Below are 11335 nucleotides of genomic sequence, written 5' to 3'. Positions count from 1 at the left end.
CCGCTGGAATCCGATCAATGGTTACCAGAGATCCAGATTACGGGGATGCCGAGATCAACCGTGCTCGAGGGCCGGCGTTGAGTCGTCCGGTCCAAGCCGACGAGTTTCCCGACAGCGGCGTTGAGGCTGACGGTGAGCCCTTCGACCTCCCCCGAGCCAGCCATTGATCTTGGCTTCTTGAATGCGGTCCCTGAGCTTGGCGATGATTTCGACCAGCCGCGGTCGTTGCTGGGGATCTGGCCGCAGCATGCCGCACGTCAGGCAGGCTTCTCTGAACTAGAGATTACCGGGCGAACGGGCGGGAGGGAAGATCGTGATTCTCTCGGCTCGCCGCAGCGCCAGAAACTACTGTCGCGAGCATGGTCGAACACGATGCCCGCAGTGTCACCCGCGAGGCCTACGACGCTGCTGCCCCCACCTATGCGCAGCTGTTCCGCGACGAGCTGCGGGGCAGGCCTTTGGACCGCGCGATCTTAGGTGCCTTCGCCGAGGTCGTAAGTGGGAGTGGGGACGGTCAGGTCGCGGACTTGGGATGTGGGCCTGGCCATATCACCGCTTATCTGGACGAGTTGGGGCTGGCGGCGTTTGGTGTTGATGCCTCTCCGGCGATGATCGAGTTGGCTCGACAGGCTTATCCGGGCCTGCGGTTCGACGTGGGCTCGATGGCCGCGTTGAACATCGCTGACGGCGTGCTGGACGGCGTACTCTCACGTTGGTCCATCATCCACACTCCGCCGCAGGAACTCCCCGTCATCTTGGCGGAGTTCCACCGTGTGCTGGCACCTGGCGGCCACCTTCTGGTCGGCTTTTCGGCAAGCGATGATCGGTCTCACCCGACGCAGGTCTTCGATCACACAGTCGCGCTGGCCTATCGGTGGTGGCCTGATCACCTCGCCGCAATGCTGCGCGAGTCCGGGTTGGCCGACGTAGCCCGGATGGTTCGTGAGCCTGAGCCAACAGACCGACGGCAGTTCCAGGAGATTCAACTGCTCGCCCGCAAAACCTAATGTCTCGTGATTCTGGATAATTTACTTAACGTGTCAAGTAAAATGGCAGTATGGAGTTGACGACGGACGAACAGGTGGAGTTGCGTGCCCTGGTAAACGATCGGGATGTGCCGGCGAACGTGGCGACACGGGCACGGATCGTGTTGTGGCGTGCCGAGGGTCGACAGAAGAAGGATGTTGCGGCGCTGGCCGGTGTCTCGCGGCCGGCGGTGGATCTGTGACTGTCTCGCTACGAGGCCGAGGGGATCGACGGGTTTTTTGACCGGTCTCGTGCTGCACCGCGGGAGTAGATGCCGGCAAAGGTTCGAAGTCGGATCCTTGCCTTGACCCGTACCAGCCCGCCTGCGGAGACGGGCCTGTCGCATTGGTCGAGCCGGGAGATGGCCAAGTTCATCACCCGCACCACGGGTATCAGGGTGTCCTTCCACTATGTGGCGAAGCTGTGGCGGGACAACGGGCTGAAGCCGCACCGGCAGGGCACGTTCAAAGTCAGCGAGGATCCTGCCTTCGCAGAGAAGGTCACCGACATCGTCGGCCTGTACCTTGATGCGCCCGGTGGAGCTGTCGGGTGGAGCTGTCGCGCTCAGCGTGGACGAGCAGACGCAAATCCAGGCGCCGGACCGGACCCAGCCGCTGCTGCCGATCGAGTTCGACGCCTGCGAGAAACGCACCCACGACTACGGCCGGCACGGCACCACCCGGACCGCCACCGGCGGTCAACCGTCGCCGATTCACCTTAAGAAAAGTCTACTGTCAATCAATCAATACACAACAAGTTGCCGAGACTGAAACGGAGCCTGACCGGCGAAAGTCGCCAGCCCAAAAGTTGGCACCAACGCCGAGATAAGACACCGTTGCCGCGGTTGACGGCCACCCAGTGTGGCAGAGTGCAGCTGGATTCGCATCGCTCCTACCCGTGCCATCCGCGGGCGCCGGCGTGAGCCGCTCGGAGAACCCAGCCATTCGATGAGGTGAAGACCCGCCGTGAGCAAGCACCGCCGGGGCCCGATAAGGGTCTGGCTGAATCGGCGGCATGCCGTCGCTGTTACCGTACTCGACCGGCAAAGTCAAGATCAGTCAACAATGCATCGGGCGCGGGTACTCACGATGCCGGTGGTCGCGGTCGCGACCCTCCTTCTCATCAACGGTTCCGCGGCCACATCGCAGGCGAATTCCAACGCAGGCCCACCTCCCGGGCCGGCGCGACCGCCGGCCGACGGCGGGAGCTTCCCGATGCCGAGGCTTGTCACCTCGGGCGGTTCCGGCACCTCTGGTGGCGATGGCTCCACGCCGAGCACGCAGAGCCTGGCGGTGGCGGCGGCCACCGGAGCCGGCGTGGTCGTGACACTCGGTACCGGTGACAAGGGGATACCGGACCGGGTCCTCGCGGCGTATCAGAAGGCGGCGCAGCGGACCGCGCGCGAGCGGCCCGGCTGCCAGCTGGCCTGGCCGCTGCTGGCCGGGATCGGCAAGGTCGAATCTGGCCACGGCGCCGGCCGTTCCATCAGCGCCGACGGCACGATCACGCCGTCGATCGTCGGACTGCCCCTCGACGGCAACGACGGACGCGCCCTGATCCTGGACACCGACGGCGGTAACTGGGACGGTGACACGTTCTTCGACCGTGCCGTCGGACCCATGCAGTTCATCCCCTCGACCTGGCAGGGATCGGGCCGTGACGGAAACGACGACGGCCAGCGCAACCCGAACAACATCGATGACGCGGCCCTCGCCACCGCGGGCTATCTGTGCGCGTACAACCGCAACCTGACCGACCCGACGCAGCTGCGGGCGGCGGTCTTCGCGTACAACCCGTCGGACGACTACGTCCGGGCGGTGCTGGCCTGGACGACCGGTTACAGCGACAGCGGAGTGATCGCGCTGCCCACATCAGCCACGGCCGGCACGCCGGCGCCGGGCAGCGGGCCCATACCCGTACCGACCATCACAGTCACCTCACAGCCACAAGCGCCCGGAACACCGATGCCGACGCCGTCGACCGCCTGCCCTGTCATCACCGTCGAGAGCGCCACGCTGACCGCGACACCGACCAACCTCGACGACGGCGTTCCCGGCTACGAAGCCCTCGACATCGCCGGAGTCCTCACCGCGACGACCGCCACCCCGGTCGCAGCTCCGGTCACCGCCGCCGTCAACGCGACGCTGTCCGACAGCCACGGATGGATGATCACGAGTGTCCATACGGTTGTCACCGCCGACGCCCCCGGCGCGGTCACACCACGACAACTCGCCCGCTTCGACGGAACAACCATCGGCGAAGCCGGTGCGGACGGCGCCCTCACCGTCACGCTCACTCCGGAGTCAGACGCCGCCGGCTGCGCGGCCGCGCCGCCCACCACCTTCGATGTCGGCGGTCTGAGCCCTGCGGACTTCGCCGGCTGGACCACCACACCGGCGCGACTGCACGCCCGCCTCGCCGACTACGCCCAGCTGGGCCAGGTCGAACCGGCCACCGCCGACGCGTTGGGCGCCCTGATCCCCGCCAGCGTCACCGGCCCCGGAGCGCTCACGCCGTTCCTCGACCGGCTCGGGAGCGCCACCCCTGCCCAGGTCAACGACGAAGCGCGGGCCCGACTGACAAGCATTGCGCAACGCCTGAACAATCAGCAGACACAGAACACGCCGTCGCCGGCGCCAACTGCCACGCCCGCTCCAACAGCGACGCCCGTTCCGACAGCGACGCCTGCTCCGACGCCATCTTCAACACCCACGCCGGCACCGGCACCGGCACCGGCGAGCACTACCCCGACGGCTGCCCCAGCGCCGACCCCGGCGTCCGCCGCCACCTCGGCCGGGGCCGCTGGCGCAGCGCCGACGGCATCCCCCGCGCCGACACCCGCTCCGGCCCAGACACAGACAACTCCAGCGGCTTCGGCAACCTCGGCAACCTCGCCGCCTGCATAGGCCAATCAGAGATCGCTCGCCAACGGAAAATCAACAGAAAAGCTACAGATGAACTCCTAATGTAAAAGTGACGCAAACGGTGTGGACTGGGTGGAATCCACCCAGCTAAGGTTCGTGGCGCTGGGTGGGGATCGCAGCGACGGGGAGTCGTACTTCCCGTCCATGGCCACGGAGGGGTCTTGACCCAGTCACCACCTGCCGGCACATCCATGCCACGCCACCGCCGGGCAACACAATCGCTGCCGGCGCGGTTGCACTGGTATTCCGCCGTTGCCGTGCTCACCGGTACTGCGGCTGTGCTCAGCATCATCACCAGTTGCCAGCCGACCGAGCTCACGAGCCAGCCGGTACCCATCACCGCGACGTCTGCGCAGGCCCCCGGGGCACCAAGTGATCCGCGGCCCACGCCGCCGAGCACTCAGCCCGCCTCGTCATCCGCGCCGACATCGGCGACCACGGCGACCCAGGTGCCACCGGCGACGGCGACCCACTCCGCGACCCCGACCGTGAAACCGGGAGGCAGCGCGGCGGCCACCCGGCCGGCAACGCAGCCACCGGGGCAGGGGTCGACACCGGTGACTCCCGGCCGGATCAGGCCCGGCGTCACCTACACCGGCGATGGCACGTTCTACACACTCGGCGACGGCACGGGGAACTGCCTCTACGAGGGCGCCGGCCTGGAACCAGGCCACGCGTATGCGGCTCTCAACGAGGCCGACTACGAAAACGCGCGGATGTGCGGCGGCTACGTCCGCGCCACCGGCCCCCGCGGCACCGTCGTGGTGAAAATCGTCGACCGCTGCCCCGAGTGCAAGCCGGGTGACATCGACTTCAGCCCGGAGGCGTTCGCGACCATCGCCGACCCGGTGGCCGGGCGGGTCCCGATTTCCTGGCAGCTGATCAGCCCGGCGAACATCGGTAACCTGCAGTACCGGATCAAGGAAGGGTCGTCCGCCTACTGGCTGGCCATCCAACCGCGCAACCACCGCAACCCAGTGGTCTCGCTCGAGATCAGCGTCAACGGGATCTGGCAGGCACTGCCACGCGAACAGTACAACTACTTCCTCGCGCCGAACGGCCTGGGCGCGGGCCCGTTCACCGTCCGGGTGACCGACATCTACGGCCAGCAGATCGTCAACTCCGGAATCACGCTCAGCCCGACGACGGTTCAATCGACCGCGTCGCAGTTCGCCCAGCACTGACCGGAACCAGCACTGACCGGAACCAGCACTGGCAAAGACGACCAGCGGGCTGGCAGCGGGCGCGGACGAACATCCTCGCGCCGCCGGCAGATCGCACAGGCATCACGCCAGAGCGAGACCGAGCAGCTCCCGGACCTCGTCGTCGGTCGTCTGGGCGAAGTCGGCGTAGTACTGGCCGACGGCGAAGAAGGTCGACGGCGTACTGAGGCAGACAACGCCGTCGGCAATGAGCCGCATCTGCTGGCAGGCACGCTCGGAGGCCACCGGCACAGCAACGATCACTCGGGCCGGCCGGCGTCGGCGGACCGCGTCGATGGCAGCACGCATCGTGGCTCCGGTAGCCATACCGTCATCGACGAGCAGGACGACACGACCGGTGACGTCGAGGGGCGCCCGGTCGTCGCGGTAGGCGTGTTCCCGCCGGTCAAGCTCGCGGCGCTCGGTGTCCACCACCCGGTCGATCATCTCCTCGCCGATACCGAGACCACGAATCACCTGGTCGTTGCGGACGAGCGTCCCACCGGTGGCCAGCGCCCCCATCGCAAGCTCGGCATGACCGGGCGCACCGAGCTTGCGGACGAGGAAGACGTCCATGGACGCCCGCAGCCGCTGGGCGACCTCGAAGGCGACCGGCACTCCCCCCCGGGGCAGGGCGAGGACGACGACATCGCCCCGGTCGGTGTGGCCGGCCAGGGACTCGGCCAGAGCCCGGCCGGCCGACCGCCGGTCAACGAACAATTCGGGCACCGTCACCCCCTGCCGTCACCGTTGCCACCGCCGGTGCCACCGCCGGTGCTGCCACCGGTACTGCGACCGGTACTGCGACCGCTACCGCCAGCGGCCTTACCACCGGTGGCGGCGGCCTCGTCGGCGACACGCGGACGCACCTCGGCATCCGGACCGGGGTAGGTGAAGGTGACGTGCTCCGAATCGGACCAACTGACCAGGAACGGCGGATCACCGGACGGGGACCGCACTTCGATGATCTCTCCAAACCTTTCCGGCCTACCCAGAGTCCGCCCGTGAATGACCAGAGTGTCACCTGGGTGTGCCCGGACCAGCCGACGCGATGCGTCGGTGGTGGCACCGTCACCGGCGTGAGCGCCTGCGCCCACCCCGGCGACCGGGGTCCGGCGATGGCGGGCGATGACCTCCTGAGCGAGCGGCCGGATCAGATCCTCGATTCGCCGCGCGTCCCGTATCAGGAGATCGTCGACGGACAGGACGCCGACGATCTGGTCACCGTCGAGGACCGGCAGCCGGCGCAGAGCATGGTCCCGGAACACCTCGTACGCACGCGCCAGTTCCACACCCACCGACAGGGTGAGGACATCGGTCGTCATCACCTGCCCGACAGCGGTCTCCACCGCGATGTCACGGGCGAGACCGCGCAGCACGATATCCCGATCAGTCACAATTCCGACCAGACGCTCATGGTCCGTGACGAGAAGCGCACCCACCCCGTGGCGGTCCATCTCCTGCGCCGCTTCCCGAATCGTCCTGGTCCGCTCCACCGTTACCGGCGGTGCGCTGACGACGCTGAGTACGTCCGTCATCGACGCTCACCTCCCGGGCCTGGACCCCTGGTCAGCGTCCCGAACGTCACGAGTCGGGACCTCCGACGACCAGCCCGTAATGTTGTTGGTAAAATATGATCTAAATATGGCTAAAGGTCGTAATACCGGCCGATACCGTACAAGTCCGTCCGGCGGGTACAGCCCGGATTCCTCCGGACGCGAAGGAAGCCACCACCAGCCGCGCGACCGTCGGCGCCGCCCTGTCCTTCCCATCCCCCTCGACCATGCTCGGCACACCCCGAAGGGCGACCTTTCCATGCGCCCCGACCCGGGTACCGCCTACGAGTCGCAAGATTTCAACCACTATGGGTCAGGTGGTTCAAGGTGTCCTTTCCGTGGAAGGTGGCAGGAGTCAACACGACCCACGTGACCAACCTCCGGTCGCCTCAACAAGGAGGACGCATCGTGAAGGGAGGACGCATCGTGACGATGGTCGTGGCATACGGCGACGGCCTGGTACGGAGCGCGGCCGATCCGCCGCTCGGCACAACGCCGAGACCAGAACCGACACCCGGGCCGGACGTCCCGAAGCCTGGCCCGTGGCCCGACACGCCCATACCGGGACCCGACATCCCCGATCCCGACCCTGCGCCCGACATACCGGGACGCGAGCCAGGACCGGACATTCCCGGCCCCCTACCATGATCTGATCTGCCTCCACCGATCCCCGATCCCCGGTCCCCGGTCCCCGATCACCTCGCGGCGTCGGAACGGCCCCCGGCACGACCATCGACATAGATCCGTCTCCGGACGACCCGGCGGTTGGCGGCAGGTGGATCAGACCCAGTCGACAAGTGCGCCCGGACGATCCCCAGCGTGGACCGGTGACCAGCGTGGACCGGTGACCAGCGAAGAGGAGTTGACCAAGCCGATGCAGCGCGGAAGCACCAAACACGGTCCGATCAGGGACGACAACCTTGCCCACGAGGTGGACGGGATCGTCCGGGCACGCCGGGAGACTCGCACCGAGGACTGGCGCTCCGCCGAGCCCCCGGGAGAGGACCAGCCTCAGGTAGCCCTCATGCCGGACACCTCAGGTGCCGATCGCACCGCCGGCGCGAACACGGCCGCGGATGCCCGAGCCGAGCTCGCCCGATGGTTCGACCGGCACGACTTCCCCGCTCGCGCGGCTCAGCTCGTGCACAGCCTGCGCAGCCACAACGCCCCGGACCAGCTGGTCAATTCGCTCCTCACCTTGCCCAAACGACAGCGGTACAACTCGGTTGGCGATCTCTGGCGGGCGCTGCACGGAGGCGAGGACGTCGAAACCGTCCGATTCTGATCAACCGCATCGTGCCACGGCCGGCCCGCGGTCAACAAGCCTTACTGCCAACAAGCCTTACTGCCAACAAGCCTTATCGGACGCCCGAGCCGGCCGGGGACCTGCCCGACAGCCTCGACAGGTAACGATGGCAGGCCGCCGCGCGATCGGCGTCCTGCTTCATGATATCGCGGAAAAACTCGGCGATTTCCCGCTGGTCGTCGTTCTCCGCGTCCCGGGCAAATTGTTCGTATTCGTGGCAACCCCGCAGGGCGTGGTACTGCACGGAGATCAGATCATAGGCAACGTCACTGAATTCCGTTCCGCCGCTCGCCATCGTCAATCCTCTCCTTCGATCCGTAGCCGGCCGGTCCATGGCCCGCACTGTCTTCATCGACGCTCCCCGGCGAAGTAAACGCGTACCCGGCGTCGAATCCCGGTCGCGCACCGCACCCGGCGGAGGGCAGCCGAGCAGGCGCGCGTCAGGAAGGGAAGACTGTCGTCATGACCAGCCTCTGCGGCATCGAGCTTGAACATCCGCTCATGAACGCCGCGGGTACCTGCAAGAGCCTCGACGACGTCGACACGCTGGCCCGATCCGCCGTGGCGGCGGTCGTCGTCGGCTCCATCACCGAGCAGGCCCGCACCGGCAATGGCGGTAACGTCTACCACACCGGCGCTTTCTTCTCGCTCAATGCGCTCGGTCTGCCGAACCCGGGGCTTGAATACTACCGCGAGCACCTGCCAAAAATGGTCTCGCTGGCGCACGAAGCCGGCAAGCCACTCATGGTCAGCATCGCGGGATTCAGCGCACCGGAATACGCCCGCGCGGCACATGATGTGGCATTGGCCGGCGCCGATGTCATCGAACTCAACCTGGCCTGCCCGAACGTGTGGGACGGTGGCACGCAGAAACGCATCGCCTGCTTTGACCACGGCCAGACCAGGTCCATCTGCGTTCAGGTCGGCCAGGCACTCGAAGCCGTCGCCGGCACGCGTCCGGGCACGTACCGACCACCGCCCTTCGGCATCAAGATTTCGCCGTTCTCGGATCCGGCCGGCCTGGCCGAACTCGCAGACCTTGTCGGGGCGTTGTCCCGCGAGCCATCCGGGCCGCGCTTCGTCTGCGCGGTCAACACCTTTCCCAACGCCTTCGCTCTGACCCAGGCGAACCGTCCGGTCATCGATGTCGAGCTGGCCGGGCTCGGCGGACCCGCACTCAAGCCCATGGCGCTGGGTCAGATACGGCAGCTGCGGCGGCTGTTGCCCGAAGCGGTCGAACTGATCGGAGTCGGCGGGGTCACCGATGGACGCGACGTCGTCGACTTCCTGCACGCAGGCGCGGACGCGGTTCAGGCTGCCACCGCGTTCTGGAACCGCCAGGGCGACGCCGGGGTGTTCGGTGACATCCTCACCGACTACGCCGACCAGATCGCGGACCGACCAGATCGCTAACCGACCAGATCGCTGACCCGGCAGTCCGACGTAAACAGGCCGTCGGGACGAGCTGGCTTCGCTACGGTGTCGCTGTGGTGACAACGCAGCCAGCACGGCCGACAGAACAACGGCAGGCCGGTCGCGTTCTATGGCCGGCGTTCTGCGTGCTGTTCACGGTGGCGGCAATCCTGGGTGCGTGGGGGCTGGCGCAGCTGAGCAGGTCCGCCGACCAGTGCCCGCCACCGGCCTCAGCGCCGTGTGGCTACACCGCCGCGGATGTCGTCTACTTCGACGCACAGCTGTTCCTGTTGGGCGCCGAGCCCCTGCAGAACGGCGGCCCATTCCCGCTGCCGTTGGAGTTCGCCCGCTTCCTGGCTCCGCTCGCGACCGCGTACGGCGTGGCCGTGTCCGTGTGGAACCTGCTCACCGACCGGCGTCACCGGTGGATGGCCCGCCGGGCCCGGGACCACGCGGTCGTCATCGGCGACGACCTGTTCGCGATGACGCTCGTCCGCCGCCTTCGGGCCGCCGGCGTCCAGGTGGTCGTCATCAGCGCAGACCCCGATCTGGACCGCGCCGAGGGGATCGTCCAGAGCGCGGCGCTCGTCGTCATCGGCGATGCCTGGGACCAGGCTGTGCTGCGTGCCGCGGGTGTGCCCCGAGCGGCCACCGTGTACGCCTGCCTGCCGGACAGCGCAGCCACCGCCGCGACGGTGGCTGCCGTGGGCGCGCTCGCCGAGCAGGAACCCGACCGGGACGAGCCACTCGCCTGCTATGCACGGCTGGCCGACGGTGAACTGGCGCTCGCGCTGAAGGCACGCCGGGTGGGGTTGTCATCGGCATCGGAGTTCCGGCTGGATTTCTTCACGCCGGAAGAACTCGCCGCGCGCACGCTCGCCGCCCGCATCCTGGAGCCCCATCTTGGTTCCGACGATCCGGTGCCGTCGATCGCGGTCGTCGGCCTGGGCCCGTTCGGTCGCGCGTTCGTCGTGGAACTGGCCAGGCTGTGGCGGGTCCGTGCCGGCGGTCCGCCACTCCCGCTCGTTCTCATCGACACGAACGCCTCGTCCCAGCTCACTGAACTTCGACAACGCTACCGGCCGGTCGACGCGCACTGTGCGCCCCGGGCAAAGGATGAGGCCGCGCAGAGCTTCGATCTCGCGACGATTCCATGGGAAATTCTTATCCCGGCTACGGTGGATACACCGGAAATACCAGCTATACGACACCTGGTTCTCTGCGATCAGGACGAGGATGCCGCGCTGCGCAGAGGGCTGAACATGGTCCGCGGCGCCGCGGGCACCGGGCAGACCGTGACGGTCTGTGTCGGGCAACGAACCGCTCTCGGCGACCTGCTCAATCCCCATCTACTCGATCCCGGGCCGGGAGAGGTGCGGGTGTTCGCAGTCATGGGCGAGGCGGCGGAACCGGGCGAACTGCACAATGACACGCTGACGGCCCTGGCCCGCGCCATCCACGGCCAGTACCTGGTCGATGAGCAGGAAAAAGGCGCCACGATCGGCGGAACCGACTCGATGCAGCCGTGGGAGACCCTACGCGCGGACCTGCGGGCGGCAAACCGAAGTCAGGCCGAGGGAATCGGTGCCAAACTCAACGCGGTCAACGCGGTCGTCATCCCGATGACCCACCCGATGACCGATTTCGCCTTCACCGCCGCCGAAACGGACATGCTCGCCCGGTTCGAACACGAGCGCTGGTGCGCGGAGCGACGAAGGGCGGGATGGACCTTCGCCCCGGTTCGCGACGACAGCCGCAAACAGCACAACCTGCTGCGCGACTGGACCGACCTGTCACCTGATCAGCGTGCCAAGGCGACCGCGACCGTCCGTCACCTTCCAGGCCTGCTGGTCGACCACGGCCTGCAGATTCTGCGCCTGCACTGACGCCAGACCCACAGGCTGGCCG

At 67.4% G+C, this 11335-nt stretch carries 12 protein-coding genes; 9 read left to right on the top strand and 3 right to left on the bottom strand.

Going from position 1 to position 11335, the window contains the following annotated elements:
* Window positions 1–359 precede the first annotated feature (359 nt).
* The 5 genes from U9979_RS02595 to U9979_RS02575 all read left to right on the top strand — a co-directional run bounded on the left by U9979_RS02595 (window position 360) and on the right by U9979_RS02575 (window position 5134).
* Entirely contained in the window at window positions 360–1007 is a 648-nt protein-coding gene (locus U9979_RS02595; RefSeq protein WP_416219268.1) for a methyltransferase domain-containing protein, read from the top strand.
* Between the two features lie 50 nt (window positions 1008–1057).
* Window positions 1058–1228: a hypothetical protein gene (locus tag U9979_RS02590; protein ID WP_322778098.1), complete on the top strand. Its 171-nt coding sequence runs from the start codon at window positions 1058–1060 to the stop codon at window positions 1226–1228.
* Between the two features lie 334 nt (window positions 1229–1562).
* On the top strand, window positions 1563–1796 hold the full coding sequence (locus U9979_RS02585) for a hypothetical protein (RefSeq protein WP_322778097.1): 234 nt from the start codon (window positions 1563–1565) through the stop codon (window positions 1794–1796).
* Window positions 1797–2090: 294 nt separating this feature from the next.
* A complete protein-coding gene (locus U9979_RS02580; protein ID WP_322778096.1) occupies window positions 2091–3932 on the top strand; it encodes a hypothetical protein in 1842 nt (613 codons plus the stop codon).
* Between the two features lie 179 nt (window positions 3933–4111).
* Window positions 4112–5134 carry an expansin EXLX1 family cellulose-binding protein gene (locus tag U9979_RS02575; RefSeq protein WP_322778095.1) on the top strand — a complete coding sequence of 341 codons (1023 nt, stop codon included), beginning with the start codon at window positions 4112–4114 and terminating at the stop codon, window positions 5132–5134.
* Between the two features lie 102 nt (window positions 5135–5236).
* On the opposite strand, the gene U9979_RS02570 is transcribed toward U9979_RS02575, so the two are convergent.
* The gene (locus U9979_RS02570; RefSeq protein ID WP_322767620.1) at window positions 5237–5881 is read right to left on the bottom strand and encodes a phosphoribosyltransferase; all 645 of its coding nucleotides are present in this window, start codon (window positions 5879–5881) and stop codon (window positions 5237–5239) included.
* Between the two features lie 2 nt (window positions 5882–5883).
* Complete coding sequence (locus U9979_RS02565; RefSeq protein WP_322778094.1) at window positions 5884–6690, bottom strand: DUF1918 domain-containing protein; 807 nt, start codon at window positions 6688–6690, stop codon at window positions 5884–5886.
* Window positions 6691–7116: 426 nt separating this feature from the next.
* On the opposite strand from U9979_RS02565, the gene U9979_RS02560 reads away from it, so the two are divergent.
* Together U9979_RS02560 and U9979_RS02555 are read left to right on the top strand one after the other, a co-directional pair.
* A complete protein-coding gene (locus U9979_RS02560; protein ID WP_322778093.1) occupies window positions 7117–7356 on the top strand; it encodes a hypothetical protein in 240 nt (79 codons plus the stop codon).
* 196 nt (window positions 7357–7552) lie between these two features.
* Window positions 7553–7993, top strand: coding sequence for a DUF2795 domain-containing protein (locus U9979_RS02555; RefSeq protein WP_322748463.1), 441 nt, complete (start codon window positions 7553–7555; stop codon window positions 7991–7993).
* A gap of 73 nt (window positions 7994–8066) precedes the next feature.
* Here the strand turns inward: U9979_RS02555 and U9979_RS02550 are convergent, their stop codons facing one another.
* Complete coding sequence (locus U9979_RS02550; RefSeq protein WP_416210506.1) at window positions 8067–8309, bottom strand: acyl carrier protein; 243 nt, start codon at window positions 8307–8309, stop codon at window positions 8067–8069.
* A gap of 167 nt (window positions 8310–8476) precedes the next feature.
* On the opposite strand from U9979_RS02550, the gene U9979_RS02545 reads away from it, so the two are divergent.
* Both U9979_RS02545 and U9979_RS02540 read left to right on the top strand, forming a co-directional pair.
* A complete protein-coding gene (locus U9979_RS02545) occupies window positions 8477–9427 on the top strand; it encodes a dihydroorotate dehydrogenase (protein ID WP_322778092.1) in 951 nt (316 codons plus the stop codon).
* Window positions 9428–9504: 77 nt separating this feature from the next.
* The gene (locus U9979_RS02540; RefSeq protein WP_322778091.1) at window positions 9505–11313 is read left to right on the top strand and encodes an NAD-binding protein; all 1809 of its coding nucleotides are present in this window, start codon (window positions 9505–9507) and stop codon (window positions 11311–11313) included.
* The last annotated feature ends 22 nt before the right edge of the window (window positions 11314–11335 follow it).

This window comes from Protofrankia sp. Cas4 (assembly GCF_963555915.1).
In the GTDB taxonomy this organism is placed as follows: Bacteria; Actinomycetota; Actinomycetes; order Frankiales; family Frankiaceae; genus Protofrankia.
Note: the sequence above shows the minus strand (reverse complement) of the source record. Positions and strands in the feature narration are given on the sequence as shown.

What these genes read in the sequence shown, in the direction of transcription:
- U9979_RS02595 (WP_416219268.1), top strand. Translation starts at nt 360, where the DNA reads ATGGTCGAACACGATGCCCGCAGTGTCACCCGCGAGGCCTACGACGCT.
- U9979_RS02590 (WP_322778098.1), top strand. Translation starts at nt 1,058, where the DNA reads ATGGAGTTGACGACGGACGAACAGGTGGAGTTGCGTGCCCTGGTAAAC.
- U9979_RS02580 (WP_322778096.1), top strand. Translation starts at nt 2,091, where the DNA reads ATGCATCGGGCGCGGGTACTCACGATGCCGGTGGTCGCGGTCGCGACC.
- U9979_RS02565 (WP_322778094.1), bottom strand. Translation starts at nt 6,690, where the DNA reads ATGACGGACGTACTCAGCGTCGTCAGCGCACCGCCGGTAACGGTGGAG.
- U9979_RS02550 (WP_416210506.1), bottom strand. Translation starts at nt 8,309, where the DNA reads ATGGCGAGCGGCGGAACGGAATTCAGTGACGTTGCCTATGATCTGATC.
- U9979_RS02545 (WP_322778092.1), top strand. Translation starts at nt 8,477, where the DNA reads ATGACCAGCCTCTGCGGCATCGAGCTTGAACATCCGCTCATGAACGCC.